18 protein-coding genes and 1 tRNA gene are annotated in these 21,888 nt (G+C 61.2%); 11 read left to right on the forward strand and 8 right to left on the reverse strand.

What is annotated here, in order from left to right; genetic code table 11:
- Window position 1 precedes the first annotated feature (1 nt).
- The 6 genes from hypB to RCAS_RS19765 form a co-directional block, all read right to left on the reverse strand.
- Window positions 2–697 carry a hydrogenase nickel incorporation protein HypB gene (gene hypB / locus RCAS_RS19740; RefSeq protein ID WP_012122269.1) on the reverse strand — a complete coding sequence of 232 codons (696 nt, stop codon included), beginning with the start codon at window positions 695–697 and terminating at the stop codon, window positions 2–4.
- Window positions 675–1,586, reverse strand: a complete 912-nt coding sequence (locus RCAS_RS19745) for a DUF1641 domain-containing protein (protein WP_012122270.1) — start codon at window positions 1,584–1,586, stop codon at window positions 675–677. Before RCAS_RS19745 ends, hypB begins: the two co-directional genes overlap by 23 nt.
- Window positions 1,587–2,210: 624 nt before the next feature.
- A complete protein-coding gene (locus RCAS_RS19750; RefSeq protein ID WP_012122271.1) occupies window positions 2,211–3,428 on the reverse strand; it encodes a tetratricopeptide repeat protein in 1,218 nt (405 codons plus the stop codon).
- Window positions 3,429–3,515: 87 nt separating this feature from the next.
- Window positions 3,516–3,887: a hydrogenase maturation nickel metallochaperone HypA gene (gene hypA / locus RCAS_RS19755; RefSeq protein WP_041331164.1), complete on the reverse strand. Its 372-nt coding sequence runs from the start codon at window positions 3,885–3,887 to the stop codon at window positions 3,516–3,518.
- Window positions 3,888–4,152: 265 nt separating this feature from the next.
- The gene (locus RCAS_RS19760) at window positions 4,153–4,962 is read right to left on the reverse strand and encodes an MBL fold metallo-hydrolase (protein WP_012122273.1); all 810 of its coding nucleotides are present in this window, start codon (window positions 4,960–4,962) and stop codon (window positions 4,153–4,155) included.
- 12 nt (window positions 4,963–4,974) lie between these two features.
- Complete coding sequence (locus tag RCAS_RS19765) at window positions 4,975–5,922, reverse strand: ribose-phosphate diphosphokinase (protein ID WP_012122274.1); 948 nt, start codon at window positions 5,920–5,922, stop codon at window positions 4,975–4,977.
- A gap of 581 nt (window positions 5,923–6,503) precedes the next feature.
- Between RCAS_RS19765 and RCAS_RS19770 the strand changes: the two genes are divergently transcribed.
- Entirely contained in the window at window positions 6,504–7,766 is a 1,263-nt protein-coding gene (locus RCAS_RS19770) for a DegT/DnrJ/EryC1/StrS family aminotransferase (RefSeq protein WP_012122275.1), read from the forward strand.
- A gap of 992 nt (window positions 7,767–8,758) precedes the next feature.
- The gene (locus RCAS_RS19775; RefSeq protein ID WP_041331167.1) at window positions 8,759–9,022 is read left to right on the forward strand and encodes an FAD-dependent oxidoreductase; all 264 of its coding nucleotides are present in this window, start codon (window positions 8,759–8,761) and stop codon (window positions 9,020–9,022) included.
- Between the two features lie 50 nt (window positions 9,023–9,072).
- Here the strand turns inward: RCAS_RS19775 and RCAS_RS19780 are convergent.
- Window positions 9,073–9,148, reverse strand: a tRNA-Lys gene (locus RCAS_RS19780).
- Between the two features lie 160 nt (window positions 9,149–9,308).
- Between RCAS_RS19780 and RCAS_RS19785 the strand changes: the two genes are divergently transcribed.
- The 9 genes from RCAS_RS19785 (at window position 9,309) to RCAS_RS19830 (ending at window position 21,147) form a co-directional block, all read left to right on the forward strand.
- Window positions 9,309–9,737 carry a zinc ribbon domain-containing protein gene (locus RCAS_RS19785; RefSeq protein ID WP_012122276.1) on the forward strand — a complete coding sequence of 143 codons (429 nt, stop codon included), beginning with the start codon at window positions 9,309–9,311 and terminating at the stop codon, window positions 9,735–9,737.
- Window positions 9,738–9,748: 11 nt separating this feature from the next.
- Window positions 9,749–11,557: a cation:proton antiporter gene (locus tag RCAS_RS19790; RefSeq protein WP_012122277.1), complete on the forward strand. Its 1,809-nt coding sequence runs from the start codon at window positions 9,749–9,751 to the stop codon at window positions 11,555–11,557.
- 48 nt (window positions 11,558–11,605) lie between these two features.
- Window positions 11,606–11,803: a hypothetical protein gene (locus RCAS_RS19795; protein WP_049768855.1), complete on the forward strand. Its 198-nt coding sequence runs from the start codon at window positions 11,606–11,608 to the stop codon at window positions 11,801–11,803.
- Between the two features lie 12 nt (window positions 11,804–11,815).
- Window positions 11,816–12,820: an AAA family ATPase gene (locus RCAS_RS19800; protein WP_012122279.1), complete on the forward strand. Its 1,005-nt coding sequence runs from the start codon at window positions 11,816–11,818 to the stop codon at window positions 12,818–12,820.
- 266 nt (window positions 12,821–13,086) lie between these two features.
- A complete protein-coding gene (locus RCAS_RS19805; protein ID WP_012122280.1) occupies window positions 13,087–13,977 on the forward strand; it encodes a DUF58 domain-containing protein in 891 nt (296 codons plus the stop codon).
- Window positions 13,978–13,990: 13 nt separating this feature from the next.
- Window positions 13,991–15,925 carry a vWA domain-containing protein gene (locus tag RCAS_RS19810; protein WP_012122281.1) on the forward strand — a complete coding sequence of 645 codons (1,935 nt, stop codon included), beginning with the start codon at window positions 13,991–13,993 and terminating at the stop codon, window positions 15,923–15,925.
- Between the two features lies 1 nt (window position 15,926).
- Window positions 15,927–18,737 (forward strand): VWA domain-containing protein, encoded by a 2,811-nt coding sequence (locus RCAS_RS19815; RefSeq protein ID WP_012122282.1) that lies wholly within the window; start codon window positions 15,927–15,929, stop codon window positions 18,735–18,737.
- Window positions 18,738–19,442: 705 nt separating this feature from the next.
- Window positions 19,443–19,919: a flavodoxin family protein gene (locus tag RCAS_RS19825; RefSeq protein WP_012122283.1), complete on the forward strand. Its 477-nt coding sequence runs from the start codon at window positions 19,443–19,445 to the stop codon at window positions 19,917–19,919.
- Window positions 19,920–20,112: 193 nt separating this feature from the next.
- Window positions 20,113–21,147 (forward strand): homoserine kinase, encoded by a 1,035-nt coding sequence (locus RCAS_RS19830; protein ID WP_012122284.1) that lies wholly within the window; start codon window positions 20,113–20,115, stop codon window positions 21,145–21,147.
- Window positions 21,148–21,336: 189 nt separating this feature from the next.
- Here RCAS_RS19830 and RCAS_RS19835 read toward each other — a convergent pair whose 3' ends face one another.
- On the reverse strand, window positions 21,337–21,777 hold the full coding sequence (locus RCAS_RS19835) for a CBS domain-containing protein (protein ID WP_232280074.1): 441 nt from the start codon (window positions 21,775–21,777) through the stop codon (window positions 21,337–21,339).
- Between the last annotated feature and the right edge of the window lie 111 nt (window positions 21,778–21,888).

The raw sequence follows: 21,888 nt of genomic DNA on the forward strand, positions 1-21,888 counted from the left end.
ATTAGCCGGGAGAAGAGGCATCCACCACTGCCGCCATCGCATGTCGCCGTGCGTCGAGCCAGACGATCCAATCGTCCAACCCGGCGCCGGTGCGCGCCGAGGTGTACACGATGGGCACACCGGGATGGACTGAGGCGATGTTCGCTTCGGCTGCGCGCATGTCGAACTCGACCGCCTCCGCCAGATCGACCTTGGTCACCACAACACAATCTGCCGACACAAATGCGCCAGGATATTTCAACGGCTTATCCTCACCCTCGGTCACCGAGAGCAGCACTGCGCGCGCCGCCTCACCCAGATCGTACCCTGTTGGACAGACGAGGTTGCCGACATTTTCGATAAACAGCACATCGAAGTCGTTCAAATCCCAACCTTCCAGATAGCGCTCAATCAGGTGCGCTTCCAGGTGACACATATCCCCGGTCTGAATCTGACGCACCGGCGCGCCGCTCCGCGCGAGTCGTTGCGCGTCGTTGTCGGTCGCCAGGTCGCCGACCAGCGCCGCCACACGCAGGTTGCGCTGCCGCATCCGGCGCATGGTCTCCTCGAGCAACCGGGTCTTGCCGGCGCCGGGGCTGGAGAGCAGATTGACGACAAAGACACCAGCGGCATGGAAGCGGCTGCGCAACTCAGCCGCCAGACGGTCATTCTTGCTGAGCACACCCTGGCGAATCTCAAGAAGTCGAGGCGTTGCCATCAGTCATCACCTTTCCATTTCCGTTCAGCGACCTGCCAAAACGCCGGGCGAAATCGACCAGCAGCGCGGCAACCCGCTGCACATCTGGATCGTAGAGCGCGCGGACGAGACCAACCGGTCCCAGGCGCCGCTGCGCCTGACGATCTTCATTGTAGGTTGCCACAAACGCATCGCCAGCACGTCCCACCAGCGTCACGGTATCAGGATCGAAGACGCCGGAAGTCAGCAGGGTGCGGAATTCTTCGGAGGCGACGAAGGGACCGATCTGCTCCACCAGTTCGGTAAACTGCGGCACAACGGCGATCAGGCGCGGCACATAGTCGCGGTGGCGGTGCAGCATGTCGATCAGGGTCAGCAGGCTGTCGCTGGCGCCCGGCGTACCGGCAGCAACATCGCGCAACAGAACGCCAATGCTCTCCACAATGGTATCACTGCGCCGAATGAGCGCATCGACCGCTTCCATCAGATACGCGATCAATTCGGCGTGCTGCAACAGGCGCTGGAGCGAGGTCATGGTCGTTGGGTTACCGAGAAGGGTCAACAGCGCCTCGAACTCCGGGGTCGCGGTCAGCGCCGTGAGGCGGTTGGTCAATTCGAGCAGGCGGGGAAGATCGTTGATCAAGCGTGCCAGCGCCGCTGTGTCGATCTCCGGCGCCGACGGCAGCGCCTCGCGCACCTCGGCGACCGTCGAGGTCACGTTCTCGACGATCACCTCGCTTCGGCGCACCAAACCATCGAGTGACGCAGCGGAGAATGCCAGCAACTCGGCATGATCGAGGAGACGGTTTAGCGCCTCGAGCGTCCGCGGCTCGTTAAGACGATCAAGCAACTGCTCAACCCCGGCGCGCTGCGCACCGTTGCGGTGATGACCATCGATCATGGAGGTCATGGCGCTCCCCTTTAGCGATACTATCACATGAACACACAGACGCTGACGCGCGCCAGCGCGGAAGGACCGAAAGAACAACGCAGCATAGGTAAGATGGAACGCTGCTGCGGCAACTCCTGGTATCGCGGAGAAAGAGTACTGGCTCCGATTATAGTGATAGTGTGCACAAAATAACAGTTAATACGCCTTTACCTATAGCGAAAAAGTGACAACCGGGGCAGAAGGGGTTGCAGGTTGGGGGATGTTTGATGCGGTCGAGACGCCCACGCTCCCAGAGGGGAATGTTGGAGTGTTGATGTGGGCGAGACGCCCACGCTCCCAGGGTGGGAACGCGCGCCCGTGTGATGCACGCTGCCCGTGGCAGGTGGTAAAAAACGCGCCCTCCTCTTGACACACGTCTCGTCTGCGAAGTATGATTGCCATGGCATACAACTCCGCCACATCCTTCTACCATCCCCGTGGGGGCGAGCACGAGGAGACACCTCTACGTATTGGGGGGCGCTCCTACGGTATTGCCTGGTCAGGGTGACGGTCACTGTCGGGGCAGGCGGCGGGCGACCGGCGGGGGGCTGCCGCAGCGCGACGGCGCTGGCGCAACAAGGCGACGGTCACATCTGGAAGGTCCTAGCCCCGTACCCCTAACCCCCGGCACTCAATTTCGACCAGCGCCTCGTCGAGCAACGCCGCAGCGCCATAGTCACGGTGAGCAAGGAAGATCGCGCGGGCGCGGATCAAACGGTCACGGGCGCGGGCAAAATCGCCAAGATGGAACAGCGCATTCCCCTGGTTCGCCAGCAGACGTCCGTACCAGATCGGATCACACTCCTGATCGCGGCTTGCCAGCGCCTCGTCGTACAGGCGCACCGCTTCGATCAGATGATTGGCAGGGGATGCAACAAACGAAATCCGCAAGGCATTGGCAAGCGTAACCTGTGCATTGAGCCACTGCTCGTAGTGCGTATCGCAGGTGTAGACCCGGAGCGACTCCCGCAACGACTGAATGGCTCGTTCGCGCAATATCTGATCGCCATTGCCCGCAGGCGCAAGCGCCAGGATCGTCAGCGCCAGCCGGTAATGCGCCAGCGCGTAGAGGTCGGGGTCGCTCTCAATCGAGCAGCAACGCAACGCCTCCTCGAACCATGTGTTCGCCTCAATCAGCAGGTTCCTCTGCCCATGAGCGAGATCCTGGCACAACATCCCCAACCGCAACGCCAGATACGCGCGCAGGTCGAGGCGACGCCCCCCGCCGGCCAGTTTCACGGCATCGCGCAATGCCTGAAGCGCCGCCGCCGATTGGCTGATACCGGCGTGGATCGTCGCCAGACGATCCAGCAGCTGCGCAGCAAACAATGGCGAAATGTGCCGAACTTCTTCGACTGCGCGTTGGAGCGCGGCGATAGCGGCATCGTACTGCTGGCGGGCAAGCGCATCCGCAGCATGCGCCGGCAGGATGCACGCGGCAATTTCGCCACATACTGCGTCTGCATCAGGCGGCGCATCTCTTAAGCCGACCATATACGCCACGAAGTCGAGCAGGGCAGCCAGATCGCCGCGTAACTGCTTACGCAAATATGGATAGATATCCGGGTCACTGTGCAGCACAAAACGATTGTAGTGCGCTTCCGGTGAGGAATCATACGCCAACGCGCGCCAGGCGCTTTCACGATCATCCACCAGCGCCAGCGTGTAAAAGCGAAGCGCATCGGGCATATGTTCCGGCGTGTGCCCTGCAAGCAGCGCAGCGCAGACCTCTTCGGCGCCGGCAACCGGCGGAATCACCAGGTACCCCGTCGGTGCGGGAAAGATACCGAGTGGTTGTGGGCGAAGCGATAGATGCGCCATAGCGCCTCCTCCAGGGAATGCCCCCTCTCAGTCGGCTCTATCGCTACGGTCGCCGTCGTCTTTCGCGATAATGCCAGCGCCAGATAGTCACGACGCTGTGATTTCCGGCGCATTCTCTTCATACTCCAGCGCCGTCAGTTCGATCTCCTGTCCCGTCACGATTCGTCCGCACGGCGCGTTGCACTGCGGGCAACGAAACCGCTGCCGATCGGGCAAGGTCACCACTGCATCGCAGCCAGCGCAGTACGCCTGCAACGGCACATCTTCAATCTCCAACCGCGCCCCTTCCAGTCGCGTTCCGGCAGTTGCAATATCGAACCCGAACAGCAGCGCGTCACGCACCACTCCCGACATCACTCCCAGTCGAAGGTGAACCACGGTCACCCGCGTGACGCCCGCCTTTGCCGCTGCTTCTTCAGCAATCTCGACCAGACTGTGCGCTATCGATAGTTCATGCATACGCTGAGACCATTGCAGGGCGCACGAACCCCCACGAACGCCCATCAACACTGACGTCGCGGCTTTCGTTCTCTGGCGCGGATTCAGTGCGGCAAACCTTGTTGTGTAGAAGACGGAGACTCACCTGAGGCTATTATAGTCATCCGCTAAAGAGAGCGCCGGTTAACGAATCGCAACTAAGAGAGAGTATATGACAACCAAAGCGATGGATTGCGTTCTGGCGTAGCGCCATCATGGGCACAATCTGAACAAAAGGTATGCGTTTTCAGTCGAAAAGCGACAACTGCTCGCCATGCATGTCGCTCGACCAATGGATTGGCGCCCGACGTGGCAACGCGGCAATGCCAATGCACCGCACGCCGGCAAGCGCCAGCACGCCGCGCACCACCTGCTCGGCGATCTGTGGGGTATTGGCTTCCCGCGAGAGATGCGCCAGCCAGGCGCTGCGTCGGCGTCCATCGGCGCCAAGACGGGCAAGCAGGCGTCCGGCGGCGATATTGTCCAGATGCCCGGTCGGACCGTAGATGCGATGTTTGACGACTTCCACATACGGAGCGCGCCACAACTTCTCCTGATCATGGTTCGCTTCAATGACCACCAGATCAGCCGGAGTCAGTCCTTCCACAATCGTGTCATTCCAGTGCCCCAGGTCGGTGGCTATTCCGACGCACCACCCGCCTGCGCTGATGGTGTACCCCACCGGCTCGGCGGCATCATGTGGCACCGGGAAGCTGCGTACACCGAAATCGGCAATCATTGTCGCAGCGCCGGTCGCCAGTTCCTGGAAAGGGACGCCTGCCAGGTCCTGTTCGATGGCTGCCAGCGTTGGTTGGTTGGCAATGATCGGAACACCGTAGCGCCGCGCCAGCGCCCCGGCGGACAGCACGTGATCGCCATGCTCGTGAGTGAGCAGAATGGCGCTCAACTGTGCCGGATGAATACCGATGCGCGTCAGCGCCGGCTCTATTGTGCGCAGCGGCAAGCCACAATCGACTAGCAGCGCCGCATCGCCGGTTCGCACCAGCAAGACATTGCCGCTGCTCCCGGAAGCAAGCGAAGTCACATAGAGCGTCATAGGCGCGTGAACCTATCGCGGAAACAGCACACTGATACTTTCGCGGTTATGAATGCGCCGGATCGCCTCGCCAAACAGCGGCGCCACCGACACAATTTCGACCTGCGGCGTCAACGTTACCGGCTGCGTCTCAACGGTATCGGTAATCAGTAACCGTCGGATCGGGCTATCCGCCAGTCGCTCCATCGCTCCTCTGGCGAAGACGCCATGGGTCACAGCGGCGTATACCTCTTTTGCGCCACGCACCAGCAGTTGCCCGGCAACTTCAACAAGCGTGCCCGCCGAAATGGTGAAATCATCGACGATCAGCGCCGTTTTGCCCTCCACATCACCGATAATCTCGACAATGTGCGCGTGCTCATCATGCGCGACGCGCTCTTTGTCGCCAACCGCCATGGAGACGCCAAGATACCGCGCATATTTCCGCGCTTTTTTGGCAAAACCGCTATCGGGCGCAACAACGATCAGATTGTCCAGATTCATTTGTTTGACCCGATCACAGAGCACCGGCAGCGCGTAGAGATCATCAACGGGAATTTTGAAAAATCCCTGAATCTGCGGGGCATGGAGGTCCATAACCACAATCCGATCAGCGCCCGCAGCCTCGATTGCGTCGGCGCACACTCGCGCGCGGATCGACACGCGCGGCTCGTCTTTTTTGTCCCCTTTGGCGTAACTGAAAAAGGGCACCACCGCCGTCACCGATGCAGCGCTCGCGCGCTTGAATGCATCGATCCAGAAGAGCAATTCCATGAAATTGTCGTTTGCCGGAAACGCCGTGGACTGCACGATGTACACATGCCGTCCACGCACATTCTCCAGAATGCGCACAAACAGGTTGCCCTCAGAAAAGCGCAGCACTTCACATTCGCCCGGCGTCACACCCAGATACGTGCAGATATGTTTCGTTAATTTCGGGCTTCCTGAGCCGGGAAAGATCAGCATATCATCAGCGCTCATATGCCTGCCCTCCGCCGTATCTGCTGCCGCTGTCGCTGCATACGCAGGAACATCGTTGAGTATACCACGCAGCGCCTCTTCATGATGCGCTCTCATAGAGGTCCGGGCATGCGTTGTCTGGCTGCGATTCGCCCGCCCAACGAAGACCCGGCGGGCTGAACGAACAACGGGCGCTGCCGCACCCTCGTCGCGGCGTGAAGGCGTGCCCCAACCCCGCACGCATGGGCGTCGGCGACGCAACCCGGCGTTCCCGCGAACGCGGGCGGTGCACCCCTACCTCCGCCCGCTCTGGCGCCACCCCTTGATCATTTCGGCGTTCGGGCGCATCATGAAGAGGCGAGAAGCGCGGAACAAGGGACGTGAGGCATCTGTGGTTGCGAGTGGGAAGATTGCAGGCAGGAAGTTGAACCTTGAAGGCGGCGCGGGAATACGGGCTTGCCGCTGCTGTGCAAGCCCGCAACCGGAGGCACGGTTGGTTATCGAAACAAAGATGCACCTGAACGTTATGTGATCGTTGCGCCTGTGTGTCCATTTCCCTCAACCCCGGTTCTCAGTTCTCGGTTCTCACAAGGAGGACGACGATGTCTTTACGATTGGCAATCGACGGCGGCGAGCGCGCGGTTAAGACCCCGCTGCCACCCATGTTCCCCGGCGGCATGCGAATCGGCGCCGAAGAAGAGCAGGCGGTGCTCAACGTCCTGCGAAGCCGGCGCCTCTTCCGCTACTATGGTCCGGCGCCGGGTCCTTCGCAAACCGACTTGTTCGAGCAGGAATTTGCTGCGCATATGGGCACGGCATACGCTCTGGCAGTCTCGTCTGGCACAGCCGCGCTCATGTGCGCAATGGCAGCGCTCGGGGTCGGACCCGGAGACGAAGTGATCGTTCCGGCGTACACCTGGATTGCAACCGCCTCAGCAGTTGTGGCGCTTGGCGCAGTTCCGGTCATTGCCGAGATCGATGAATCGCTGACGATCGACCCTGCGGATGTGGAATGCAAAATCACACCCCATACCCGCGCTATTACGGCAGTGCACATGCGCGGCTCGCCATGTCGGATGGATGCGTTGACCGAGATCGCGCACCGGCACAATGTATCATTGATCGAAGATGTGGCGCAGGCGGCAGGCGCAAGTTTTCGCGGGAAACGTCTTGGCGCCTGGGGCGATGCCGGCGCATTTAGCCTGCAATTCAACAAGATCATAACATCAGGTGAGGGTGGCGTGGTGCTGACCAACAGCCATGCCCTGTACAAGCGCGCCATTATGTATCACGATGTCGTTGGCGGATACCGTCACCACATTCCGCCCGACGAGATTCTGCCAGGGGTCAACTTCCGCATGAACGAACTTCAGGCTGCAATTGCGCTGGCGCAACTCGGTAAACTGGAGGGAATCCTCGCTGATATGCGTCGCAACCATGCGGCCATTGTCGAACGCATTGCCGATTGCGCGCGATCAGCGGGCATTCTGCTCCGCCGTCTCAACGATCCGACCGGCGACGCGGGACTGGCGCTGGTGCTGCTGCTCCCATCCGCCGAATGCACGCGTTGGGCAGTCGATGCGCTGCGTGCTGAGGGGGTTGGGGCAATGGCGTTATATCGCCCCGATGTTGAGGATTACCATGTCTACCGTTATTGGGCGCCGATCATGAACCAGAAGACATGGACCGAACAGGGTGGACCATGGCGTTGGGCAGCGCGCACGATCGAGTATGCGCCTGATATGTGCCCGCGGTCGCTCGATCTGTTGAGTCGCGCCCTGCACCTCAATGTCAGCCCCGATTTGAGCGAGGCACAGATCGAAGAGGTTGCGACGGCGTTGAACAAGGTGCTGGAGGCGCTGTGAGCGGCTATGATGGTGGCGCTGATAAATCGCAGCATCGATCGATAGGTGAGAGGCGCGAGGCGCGAAAGGTGAGAGGCGAGAGGCGAGAGACGAGAGGCGTGAGGCATGAGGCGTGAGGCGTGAGGCGTGAGGCGTGAGGGGAGAGACGAGAGGCGTGAGGCGTGAGGCGTGAGGGGAGAGACGAGAGGCGTGAGGCGTGAGGCGTGAGGCGTGAGGTGTGGGGGGCGAGGGGAGAGGCGCGAGGTGATACCAAGGACGCTTGCAGATGCCGCATGCGTGTCATTCCGAGCGCAGCGACTTGTCATTCCGAGCCCTTCGCTTCGCTCAGGGTAAACGCAGCGAGGAATCTGCGCGGGTCGCGCAAAAGACCCCTCGCGCTGCTCGGAGTGACCTGCCGGATGGTCACCGGTCATTGGTATGAGAGGCGCGAGGCGCGAGGCGCGAGGCGAGAGGCGTGAGGCGAGAGGCGAGAGGCGCGAGGCGCGGGGCGCGAGGCGTGAGGTGCGGGGGGCGAGGCGTGCGGCGCGAGGTGTGGGGGGCGAGGGGAGAGGCGCGAGGTGATACCAAGGACGCTTGCAGATGCCGCATGCGTGTCATTCCGAGCGCAGCGACTTGTCATTCCGAGCGCAGCGACTTGTCATTCCGAGCCCTTCGCTTCGCTCAGGGTAAACGCAGCGAGGAATCTGCGCGGGTCGCGCAAAAGACCCCTCGCGCTGCTCGGAGTGACCATGCCGGATGGTCACCGGTCATTGGTATGAGAGGCGCGAGGCGCGGGGCGCGAGGCGTGAGGGGCGAGGCGCGAGGCGTGAGGCGTGAGGTGTGGGGGGCGAGGCGTGCGGCGCGAGGGGAGAGGCGCGAGGTGATACCAAGGACGCTTGCAGATGCCGCATGCGTGTCATTCCGAGCGCAGCGACTTGTCATTCCGAGCGCAGCGAGGAATCTGCGCGGGTCGCGCAAAAGACCCGTCGCGCTGCTCGGAGTGACCATGCCGGATGGTCACCGGTCATTGGTATTACTATACCAAAACGCGCGAGAACCGCCCGCTTGTCGGTCCGGTTGGACCGCGCGGATCGTGGGTGATGGGGGCGTTTTCCAGGTACGGCATTATGGCAGCGTGTGGCGCGGCAGAAATCCTGGCAACGCATATGAGCGGCGCAGCGCTTCCCGCATATGCTATGGCGTTTCACCCGGCGCGCTACGACGATCCTGTCTGCCGCGCGCACCTTGAAGCCTGGGGAGATACCGGGCAATTGTAATGTTCCCCCGGTAACGCCGTTGTGATGCGACGTGCGACCGGGGGCGCGGGTGGTGGGCCTCCAGGGACTCGAACCCTGAACCAATTGATTAAGAGTCAACTGCTCTGCCAATTGAGCTAGAGGCCCACACGGAATAATACCACAACACAGCGAATTGCGCAAATCAATGCGGCATTACAGGTGCAGGCTTGCATCTCACAACGCTCTCATCTCACTGTCACGGCAACCAGCGATGAAGTATGCTATACTTCTTAGAGCGTCGATAAGCGGAACGAGGAGCAATCGTATGGTTGAGCGCATTTGTTCACAATGCGGTCACGGTAATCCGCTTGATCATCATTTCTGCGGGAAATGCGGCGCAGCGCTGGAACGATTGCTTCCTGCGCCATTATCATCGCAGCCGCTGGCGCGTCTGGGAGCATCCATTCCCGCGCGCTGGCGCGACGTCGGGCGCGCAGTGGCGATCAGCGCCGTCGCACTGGCGGCGGAAGCCGGCATCGCCTGGCTGGCGCGGCGGATCGAGCAGCGCAATACGCCTGTGAACCTTCCTTCTCCAGCATTGCAGGTTGTGAAACCTGCGCCACAACCGCTGGCGACGCGCGCAGCGGCGAATGTCGTGACGATCATCAGCGAACGAGTGATCGAGTTCATCGACGATGACAATGGAACGCGACGGATCAGTGAACGCGCGTTCTGGCGCCGCATCGAGGAATAGGCGACTGCCTGATGTCAGCACCTTCCGTAACAATCAATCACCTTCAGCAACGGTTGCGCCCGATGGCGCTGCGTTTGCGCCTGCGCGACACGCTCTGGTTTGCCAGCAGCACCCTCTGGATTGCTGCGCTCGTGTCGCTGGCGCTCCAGATTGCCGGTCGCCTGTTTCCGATTCCCGGGTTGCTCTGGATATCACTGGCGCCGCTGGCGCTGTGGGCGCTGACCGTCCTGGGCTATCTGGTGGTGCGTCCCTTGCCGCCGCTTCGCGTGGCGCAACGGATCGATATGCTGCTCGATGCGCGTGAACGCCTGGCGACGGCGCTCGAACTCGGGCAGCGCGCAGAACAGACGCCGCTGGTCGAATTGCAGCAACGCGATGCATACGCCTTTGCCACAACGCTTAAGCCGCGCCTGGTTCCGATCGAGATTAATCGCCGGCCGCTGATCGTCGCGCTCGTGTTGGTTGCCGCCACGGTTACGCTGATCGTGGCGCCGAACGCACAGGATCAGATTCTGGCAGAGCAGGCTGCTATCCGCGAGGCGACACAACAGGCCGCTGCGCAGATCGAACAACTGCGCCAGGAGATTGCGCAGAACCAGAATCTCAGCCCTGAGGAGCGCGCAGCGCTGGATCGCGAACTGGCGGAACTGCAACAACGATTGGAACAGAATCCGGGGAATCGCGAAGAGGCGCTCGCCGATCTTTCAACGACCGAGGCGCGCTTGCAACAGCGCCTGACATATAATGCTGAGGCGCAACGCGCAGCGCTTGAACAGCTTGCCCGCAATGTACAGGCGCTCGAAGGGCAACAACAGAGCAGCCGCCCAACGCTGGAACAGGCAGAACGATCATTGCAACAACTGGCGCAGCAGATCGAACGCATGACCCCCGAAGAGCGGGCGCAACTGGCGGAACAATTGCGCCAGGAAGCGCGGCAACTGCAACAGAGCGCACCACAGACCGCGCAGGCGTTGCAGCAGGCGGCGGATGCATTGCAGCAAAATAATGTTGAGCAGGCGCAACAGGCGCTCGAACAGGCGGCGCAGAGTGTCCAGCAGGCACGGCAACAGCAGGCGGCGCAGCAGGCTGCCCAACAGTCTATCGCCCAACTCCAGGAAGAGCGCCAGTCCATCGCACAGTCCGGGCAACCCCAGAGCCAGCAACCGAGTCAGCAACAGCAGGGCCAGCAACCGGGTCAACAACCGGGTCAGCAACAGCAAGGACAGCAACCGGGTCAACAGCAACCGGGTCAACAGCAGGGTCAGCAACCGAGTCAACAACCGGGTCAACAGCAGGGACAGCAACCGGGTCAACAGCAGGGCCAGCAACCGGGTCAGCAACCGGGTCAACAACCGGGTCAACAACCGGGTCAACAACCGGGTCAACAACCGGGTCAACAACCGGGTCAGCAACCGGGTCAACAACCGGGTCAGCAACCGGGTCAGCAACCGGGTCAACAACCGGGTCAACAGCAGGGCCAGGAAGGACAGTCGGGCGCGCAATTAGAAGGAAACCGGCAAAGCCCGGCAACCGGAAATGAAGCAGGTAGCGGTAGCAGCGATCTGGTATATCAACCCTTTACTCCCGACGGGCAACCGCGCGAGGTCGAGCGCATTGAGGGGCAGGAAGGCACAGGCGGTCAGACACAGGTCCAGCAAGGGCAGTCGAACATGCCGGGTAGCGTCAGCCCACTCCAGACCCCCTACCAGCAGGTGTTGCAGGATTACCAGCGCGCGGCTGGTGAAGCGCTCGATCAGAGCGCCATCCCGCCGCATTTGAAGGATTACGTGCGCGACTATTTCTCACGGCTCGAGCCGTGATCGTGATTGCCCTGGCTCCATGTTCGAGTTAGGAGGTGTCAGATTCCTATGATGTGGTTCTTTCCCGGCGTGCTCGCGCTGATCGTCGCGCTCGGAAGCGCAGCGATCATCGTCGGTGGGCGCCTGATGAAGCCCTCTGCTAGCGTCGTCGCCTTCGTCTTTGCCATAACCGCAGTGTCATGGGTGGCGTTGATTGTCGTATCGATCAGCCTGATGATGCGGAGTTTTGCAACCGTCAGTCTTTGAGAAAGAAGCAGTATGACAGCAACCGAAGAAATGACGCAGGACGCTCTCTCGCCTGAAGAGTTTCGCCAGCGCGCGCTGGCGATTGAGACCGAGATTTCACAGGTGATCGTCGGACAACGAGAACTGATCCGGCAGACGGTCATTACATTGCTGGCAGGCGGTAATGCGCTCCTCGAAGGGGTGCCTGGCCTGGCGAAAACCACGCTGGTGCGCACGCTCGCCGATGTGATCGACTGTTCCTTCAGCCGCATCCAGTTCACGCCCGACCTTATGCCGGCCGACATCGTCGGTACGACTCTCATCAGCGAGGATGAAGCAGGGCGCAAAACGTTTCGGTTCGAGCCGGGTCCGATTTTTGCGAACCTCATCCTGGCGGACGAAATCAACCGCGCAACGCCGAAAACGCAGAGCGCTTTGCTCGAAGCAATGCAGGAACACACGGTAACGGTCGCCAAAACCATCCACCGCCTGGAAAGCCCATTCTTCGTTCTGGCGACACAGAACCCGCTCGAAATGGAGGGTACCTATCCATTGCCGGAAGCGCAACTCGACCGCTTTTTCTTCAAGATACTCATTCCCTTTCCCACCGCTGCCGATCTGGTGGAAATCGCCAATCGCACAACTGGCGCGCGTGCGCCACAGGTGCGCAAGGTGGCGAATGCCGCGACGATCCTGGCGATGCAACGACTGGCGCGTTCCGTTCCGATTGCCAGCCACGTTCTCGCCTATGCGGCACGCTTGATCACCGCCACTCATCCCGAAGATAAGGATGCGCCGTCGGTGACAAAACAGTATGTGCGGTATGGCGCCAGTCCGCGCGGCATGCAGGCGCTCATTCTGGCAGCCAAGATCATGGCGCTCCTCGATGGACGCTACAATGTCGCCTTCGCTGATTTGCGCCAGGCGGCGCTGCCGGCGCTCCGTCACCGTGTCATTCTGAACTTCGAGGCGCAGGCGGAAGGGGTTGCCCCCGACGATATTGTTAAACAGGTGGTCGAATCGGTGCGCGCAGAATAATACCAATGACCTGTGACCATCCGGCATGGTCACCCCGAGCAGCGCGAGGGGTCGTGCGCGACCCGCTCAGATTCCGCGCTGCGTTTACCCTGAGCGAAGCGAAGGGCTCGGAATGACCAGCATACGGCATCGTCAATCGTCATTGGTATAACAACCCCGAGAGGCGTCACGGTACGTGCCGTGATGTCATTGCTCGAAGGAATTGGCGTCCTTGCGCGGGCAGCGAACGGCGCCGCCGGACCGAAGATCGCTTCGGAGGCGAAACGATGACGACATCTTCATCACAACCGTTGTTCGAATCCGCGTTTCTGCGCAAGTTGGATCGCCTGGCGCTGCTGACGCGGCGCGCTATGGTCGGCGATATCCAGGGTGAGCGGCGCAGTCCTCGCCGTGGATCTTCGGTTGAGTTCGCCGATTTTCGCCCCTACGTCCACGGCGACGACATTCGCCAGATCGATTGGAACCTCTACGCGCGGATGGAACGCTTTTTCCTCAAACTCTTTGTTGCTGAGGAAGAATTAACCATCCATCTCCTCGTGGATAACAGCGCTTCGATGGATTGGGGCGACCCGCATAAATTGACCTATGCGCGACGCCTGGCGGCGGCGTTCGGGTATGTGGCGCTCTCGACGCTCGACCGGGTAACGGTGACGGCGTTTGCCGCCGGAGCGGGGGCGCAACTCCGTGGGGTGCGCGGCAAGGCGGGCGCGTTGCCGCTCTTCGCGTTCCTTCAGCGTCTCAACCCCGGCGGCGCCGGCAACCTGGTCGATGCGTGCAAACGCTACGCGCGTACTGCGATCAACCCTGGTCCGTTGATCCTCTGTTCCGATCTGCTCGATCCGCATTGGGAAGAAGCACTTCGCGCGCTCGGTTCGCGCCCGTTCGAAATGACGCTGCTGCACATCCTGGCGCCGCAGGAACTGCGCCCGCAACTTGATGGCGATTTCCGCCTCCTGGACGCTGAAACCGGCGAGACAGTCGAGATTACTGCCGATCTGGAAACGTTGCAGCGCTATCAGACCCACCTGCGCGAATGGCAGGAGACTATCGAACGCTTCTGCCATGGTCGTGGTATCACATATGTGCAGGTCGATACGGCGCAACCGGTCGAGGAGTTTATTCTGACGATGTTGCGTCGGCGCGGTGTGTTTCGATGATGATGGGGGTGGTATGTCGTTTCTGACGCCGCTGGCGCTTCTCAGTGCACTTGTTGTGGGTCCGCTGATCGTGGCGATGTATCTGTTGAAACTTCGCCGCGAGGAACTGCGCGTCTCTTCGACTTTCCTCTGGCAGCGCATGGTGCGCGATGTGGAGGCAAACGCGCCCTGGCAGCGCCTGCGGCGCAACTGGCTGCTCTTCCTGCAACTGCTGCTGCTGCTCCTGTTGGCAATCGCGCTGGCGCGACCCTTCTTGCTTACCACCGGCATCAGCGGGCGTAACCTGATTATCATCATCGATCGCTCGGCAAGTATGGCGGCGACGGACGTCCCCCCCTCGCGGCTCGAAGCGGCGCGCCGCCAGGCGCAGACGCTGGTCGATCAGTTGCCCGAAGGCGGGCGCGCGACGATTATTGCCATCGGCGGGCAGATGGACGTGCTTGCCGCTTCAACGACGGATCGCCGCCAGATGTATGATGCCATTCGCGCGACGACGCTCAGCATTGGTGGTCGTGGCGATTTGTCGCAAGCGCTGGCGCTTGCCACCGCTCTCGCGGCGCGTGAACCGGATAGCGAGGTTGCCATCATTTCCGACGGCAATGTCGAGACTCCAACCGACATCCGTGTTCCGGCGACGGTGCGCTATTTTCCCATCGGTCAACGCGCGGAGAATGTCGCTATCAGCGCTATGGCGCTGCAACCGACACCCGCCGGACAGACGCTGTTTGTTCAGGTCTCTGGCTATGGCCCGGCGCCGGTTTCGCGGCGGCTTGACCTCTACCTCGATGGCGCACTGTTCAATGCATACGAACTCAACCTCGGACCAGACGGCACTCCAGACGCTGTCCAGACGGTGATCGTCGATATTCCTGCTCAGGCGCGCGTTGCCGAGGCGCGACTCAGTCCGGCGCCCAATGACGATTTCTTGCCCTCCGATGATCGGGCATGGGCAGTAAGTTCGACGGGCGCAGGCATGGAGGTGCGTATTGTTGGTCCTGGCAACCGCTTCCTCGAAACGGCGCTCTCGTTGTTGCCCGGCATCACTGCCACCAAAACAACGACCACGACGGTTTCTGGCGATACTGCACCACAGGTGACAATCTTCGATCGGGTTGTGCCGGAAGCGCTGCCGACCGGCAATCTGTTGTTCATTGCTCCGATGCGCTCGACCCCCCTCTTTTCTGTGACCGGCATGGTTGAATTTCCGCTGCTGCGCCCGGCGCCGATCGTAATCGAAGGGCAAGCGCCGCCACTGCTGCGGAATGTCAGTGTGAGCGAGGTGAATGTGCTGCGCGCGATGCGCATCGAGACAGGCGTGTGGGCGCGCGCGCTGGTCGAAGGAGATGGCAGCCCAATGCTCCTGGCGGGGGAACGCGAGGGGCGACGCATTGTTATCCTGGCATTTGCGTTGCAAGACTCCGATCTGCCGCTTCAGGTTGCCTTTCCGCTGTTGATCTCGAATATCATCGGGTATCTCGCGCCGGGAAGCGGTCTGGAAGCATCGCAGATCGCTCCCGGGCAACCGCTGGTCGTGGCAGTTGATCCCGCTGCCACAGCGGTGCGTGTCGTTCGTCCCGATGGGCGCGTCGATGCGGCACAGATTCAGGGTGGGCAGGCAATCTATGCCGATACTGATGCGCTCGGACCGTACCTCATCGAGCAGGTGCGCGATAATCAGGCAGTCGAGCAGCGGCGTTTCGCTATCAATCTGTTTGCGCCGGAGGAGTCGCGCATTGCACCGTCAGGTGAGTTACGCGTGCCACAAGTCAGTGGTTTGCAACAGGCGGTGACCCGCGAGCAGGTGGGACGACAGGAACTCTGGCGCTGGCTGGCGGCTGCGGCAATCCTGATCGTTCTTATCGAATGGCTGGTGTACCAGCGCAGCAGTCTGGCGTACCTGCGGCAGCGCGTCCGTCTTGCGCTCGCAGCGCGTCGCCATCCGGCGTAGTATGGGCGTTTCGTTTCTTTATCCCGAAGCCCTCTGGCTTGGTTGCGTTCTGCCACTCGTTTGGGGTGTCGCGCTCCTCGCTCCCGCGCACATTGCCGCCTGGCGACGATGGTTGAGCCTGGTTGTCCGCACCATCATCGTGCTGGCATTGATCGGCGCGCTTGCAGGCGCGCAACTGGTTCAACCTCCTGGAATCACCACAACGATTTTCCTGCTCGATGGGTCGGACTCGGTTGCCGCATCGCAACGTGCCCGTGCAGAGGCATTTATCGCGCGGGCGCTGGCGGTAATGCCGCCCGATGACCGGGCAGGGATCATCGTCTTTGGGCGTGAGGCGCTCGTCGAGCGGTTCCCTGCCCCCGAACGCACCTTTGGCGCGCCTGTAACGCGACCCTTCGGCAGTGCAACCAATATCGCGGATGCGCTCCAACTCGGTCTGACGCTGCTTCCTGCAGAGGGGCATCGGCGGTTGGTGCTGCTCTCCGACGGCGGCGAAAACCGCGGGACCGCCCGCCTGATTGCGCAGGACGCTGCTGCGCAGGGCATCCCCATCGATGTGGCGCCGCTCACCGGCAGCGCCGATGGATTGGATGCGCAGATCATCGGCGTGACGTTGCCATCGACGGCGCGCGAAGGGCAGCGCCTGCCACTGCGCATTGACCTGGAAAGCAATACGTCCGTTGCAGGTCGCCTGATGGTCACAGGTCCCGATAGGACGACCGTTGCGACGATACCGGTCGAGATCGGAACTGATCGGCAAACTGTCGAAATCCTGCTTCCCGAAGCGCCTGCCGGCTTCAACCGCTACACAGCGTATCTTGAGGTTCCTAACGATGCACGCACCCAGAATAACGCTATCGAGACCTTCAGCTATGTGCGGGGCACACCGCGTGTACTACTGGTTGCGCAAGCCCCCGATGATGCCATTAGTCTGGAACGCGCGCTGCGCGCCGCTCGGATAGAAGTCACAGTCGTCAGCCCGGCATCCATACCCGCCACATTCGGCGAACTGATCCGGTACGACGCGATTGCGCTGATCAATGTGCCCCGCGCTCTGTTTTCCAACGAGACGGTGCAACGCATTGCGGCGTATGTCCGCGATTTCGGCGGCGGTCTGCTCATGGTCGGCGGTCCGCAGTCGTTTGGTCCGGGAGGCTGGCGCGGTACGCCGGTCGAGGCTGCATTGCCGGTGACGATGGATATTCCTGAGCGGCAGCGCCAGCCGCCGGTCAGCATCGTGGTGGTGATCGATATTTCAGGAAGTATGGCTGCGACGGAGGATGGCATTCCCAAACTCTCGCTGGCGCTCGAAGGTGCGCGACGGATCGCGGCGCTGTTGCGCGATGAAGATGAGTTGACGGTCATTCCTTTCGATGACCGTCCCGGCGTCATTGTCGGTCCGCTGCCGGGATCACGGCGCGATGTCGCTATCGAGCAACTGAACCAGGTGCGTCTTGGCGGCAGCGGCATCAACATCCACGATGCGCTTCGAGTTGCGGCGCGGTATACCCGCGCCAGCGAGCGCCCCGTGCGCCACATTATCACGATTACTGATGGAAATGATACGACTCAGCAGGAAGGTGCGCTGGACATTGTGCGCTCACTGCACGACGAAGGCGTGACCCTGACCTCCGTTGCCATTGGGCAGGGCGATCATGTGCCATTCATCCGTGATATGGCCGCCGTGGGCGGCGGGCGTACCTTCCTGACGGAGCGCGCCGCCGATGTTCCCGATCTGTTGACCGGCGAGACGCAGACGATCATGACACCATATATCGTCGAAGGTTCATTGACACCGCAGCAGGCAATGCCGCACCCCTCCCTGCGCGGGATCGACGCCCTGCCCAAACTCTACGGTTATGTTCTGACGACGCCACGCGAGACGGCGCAGACAACGCTCGTTGCTCCCGATGGTGATGTGTTGCTCGCGGGCTGGCAGTACGGTCTGGGACGTTCCCTCGCCTGGACGAGCGATCTCAGCGGGCGATGGGCGAAGGAATGGGTTGCATGGGACGCATTCCCGCACTTCAGCGTTCAACTCGTCACCTGGCTCCTGCCGCAGCAAACCGGCGATACCCTGACCATCGCAACACACGCTGTTGGAGATGCCCTGGTCGTCGAGGCTATCACACGCACACCCGATGGCGCACCACACATTGGATTGAACGTTGAGTCCCGATTGATCGCGGCTGATGGCGCTACTGTCGAAACCACGCTGCGTGAAGTCGGTCCGGGACAGTATCGTATATCACTCGACAATTTGCCGGCCGGCGCCTATCTGGTGCAGATCGTTGCGCGTGACGGGCAGGGGAGAGCGGTTGCCGGCGCGACCGGCGGCGCCGCAATGCCGCTCAGCGCCGAGTATCGCCGTCAGGCGGGAGATCGCTACCTGCTCGAAGAGATCGCGCACATCACCGGCGGACGGATCGACCCGCAGCCTCATCAGGTTTTCGAGCCAGGACGCGCGGCACGCGGCATGGCGCGCGAAATTGGATTGCCGTTGCTCTGGCTGGCGCTCGTGTTGCTGCCGTTGGACATTGCGCTCCGGCGAGTCTTTATTCGACACGCGTCAATTGCCGCTGCACTGCGGCACATTGGTCTGCGCGCGCTAGCCCGGCGCCTCGAACCGCAAGAAGCGTTGGACACCGGGGTTGCCTCATCGCTACCATCTCCACCTACCACGCCGCCTCGTACAATCACTGTCAACCGCTCGCCTGCCAGCCCGCTCGTCCCATCCGCCAATGAACTGGAGCGCCTCCGTGCTGCGCAGGAAGCAGCACGGCGACGATTGCGCGGCGAGGATGAGGAATAGCAGTGCGGATAACCGGGAACCAGGAACCAACCACGGGCAATCCGCACAATGTTCAGATTCCGCCAGAACTTACGATTGAAGATGCCGCATGCTGGTCATTCCGAGCCCTTCGCTTCGCTCAGGGTAAACGCAGCGCGGAATCTGCGCGGGTCGCGCACGACCCCGCGCGCTGCTCGGGGTGACCATGCCGGATGGTCACAGGGAATTGGGATCATACTGGTCGCCGCTACGCAAACGGCACAGAATGGAACGCAGGTTTACACGGGTTAAGGCTGCATAGGACGAAGAGGTAAGAGCGCATTTTCGCACTTTCAACATTGTTCTCGTGCCTCTTGCCCCGCGCCTCGCGCCATGCGCCTGGTTAAGAGCGACTGGCGCCAGCGGGGGTGCTGACGCCAGCATGCAGGTGGCTTTGGGGGGCGGCCACCGTGGGTCTGGGCTCAGTCGGGCGGCGCTTGTGCGCTCTGGCAAACGCGGCTCTCCGCCAACCGCCTTTGCCCAACCCGACAGTCCGTCGACCGCTCTAAGTATACCACGTCCATGCCGCAGTGCGGCATTGCGAAATGACAACCCAGGGTTAAGCAATATGACGCACTGCGTAACGGAACGTTCACCGCCGGTTGCCAGACTGTGCCAACACGGTAAGATCGCTGTGGTATGCTCAGAGCGAGCACAATGAGGTGCAGGTGCGATGAGGTGCGTGCTATGAGAGTCCTGATGGTCTACGCATCCTGGTTTGGTCACAACCGCGAAGTCGCCCGAATCATCGCCGACCGGTTGTCGCCGTATGCCTCCCATGTCATCTGCGCACCGGTAACTTCTGTAACTGCCAGCGATACGATAGGGTGCGACATGCTGGTGCTGGGAAGCTTCACCCATGCCCATCACGCCAGCTGGCGCATGCGGCATCTGGTCGCAACCATTCCAGAGCGCCGCCTCAAACGTATGGCTATAGCGGTCTTTGGCACACAAACGGTCGATGAACGACCGAGCGGCATCGACGACCTGGTCAACGCACTGGCAGAGCGCGGCGCGCGGCTGGTTGTTCCCCCGCTCAGGGTCATCCTGCCAGCGCCGGATTTCGTACCATGGTCGAAGATCACGTCTGCGGAACGCGCTAAAATTGATGCGTTCGTACAGGCGCTGGTACATCAACTGGAAACGGAATTGATTGGTCGATAAGGAATACCTGCTGGGATCAGCACGGCAGAGGCAGCGCGGGTTCTGCCGTTCGCTCAAACGAGCAAGGGCACGGAGTTGAGCAAACACCGGTCAGGTGCAACGGCACAATGCCCCCGGCGCGCGCCAGGCGCTCTCGTGCGGCTCCATGGCGCGATCCAGCGCGATGATGCGCGTCCCGGCACGTGATAAAACAATGTTGAAATCAACCGACATCACACGTGTGCTATCATGCTACGATTTGGGATCAATCGAAGGAATCGCTGCTACAGGTCATGGGTTCGTCAATGAGACCGCGATTGTCGTCACCCGGCAGGGCCGGTTTGTGGTGCGCCGCAACCACTATCGCTTCTCACTGGCTTCGGTGTGCTATCGTCATCGCCTGATCGATCATCTCTGTCAGCGGTCGTTTCCGACAGCCCGTCTGATCCAAAACAAGAACGGCTCAACAGTGACGATCATCGACGGACGGATCTACGAAGTCCAGGAGTATGTGCATGGGACCGACTTCGATCCGGGTTGTCCCGGACAAGTCATGGAAGTTGGCGCGACCCTTGCCTGCTATCACCAGGCGGTTTTGGATCTGCCGCCGCCAGAGGATGGAACATTACCCCGGTATGCGCCAGCACGCATTACATCCCTGACCGAAGGTTTGTACGAACGCGACGTGATGGGAGAATTGCATGCCGATCTTGCCTGGTACGACGGGCGAGCAGCGGCATTACGCGCCATCCTGTCCGATCACACCTACGAGGCGTTGCCGCGAGTCCTGATCCACGGCGATATGCATCCCGATAATGTGCGATTCGCCGGCGACCGGGTCGTGGCGCTGCTCGACTTCGATCAGGTCGAACGGGATGCGCGCATTGTCGATCTCGCCGATGCGCTGGTTGGATTTACCACCAGGGTGCTGCCGTCGGAAGCAGCTTCATGGGGTGTGTTTCGCGGGCCGTTGGACATTCCACAAGCAGTTAACCTGGTGTGCAGTTATAGTCGCGCTGCGCCGCTGCTGCCAGGCGAAGTCGCTGCGTTGCCTGCGCTGATCGAAGTGCTCTGGTTGCGCGGCGAACTCGGTCGGGTCATCTCAACACCCGAGGGAGCGCCGGATTACCACGCAGCCGTGCTGGCGCAGGGCAGGCGCCTCTCGGAATGGATGCAACAGCATGCGCCAATCTTGATCAATCGCTGGAGCGAAGCGGCGATTGGTCGCATAGGCGCGCTCGCGGCATGAGATGGGAGACGCGCAGCGAGAGGCGGCGGGCAAGAGGGGGGAAGGAGGAAAGGTTGCGCGTTGAACGCAAGGAAGTGCAAAGATGGAAGGTTGCAGGGAGATGGAAAATCGGTATGGGTTAAGACCCTCACCCCTCCTCCAGTTCCTGGTTCTCAGTTCTCCGTTCCTGGCTCCCGCTTCTGCTAAACCCTACGTCTCACTCCCTACTCCCCATTCCCTCGCCTCCTGCTGTACCATCCGGCGAAACAGATCGCTTTCGGTAATGACCCCAACCACCTGTTCACCTTCAACGACCGGAACGCCGCCGATACGATGGCGGAGCAACAGTTGAGCAACAGCGATGACCGGCTCATCAGGTCCTACCGTGATCACAGTACGAGTCATAAAATCACGCACCGGCAGATCGACAACACGATGGTACAGGTTGTATTGACGCATATCGTGGACCTGCGAGTCGGAGATTCGATTGATATCACCCTCGGTGACGATCCCCGCCAGGCGACCGTCGCTGTCAAGCACCGGCAGGCGACGCACCCGGCGCCGTTGCATCAATCGCCGCGCTTCAGGGAGAGTCGTGGATTCTGAAATGCAGATTGGTGGCCGGCTCATCCAGTCACGTACTGTATCCATGCTTGTGCAGTGGTATGCGATAGTCCTGGCGCAAGACGAGCGCCTGACGCTACCCGGCAGACCCAGCCACCGGTGATACACAGGCTTTAGCCAGCCCAGGACGACGGTCGC

Origin of the sequence: Roseiflexus castenholzii DSM 13941 (assembly GCF_000017805.1) — a bacterium.
GTDB classification, from domain to species: domain Bacteria; phylum Chloroflexota; class Chloroflexia; order Chloroflexales; family Roseiflexaceae; genus Roseiflexus; species Roseiflexus castenholzii.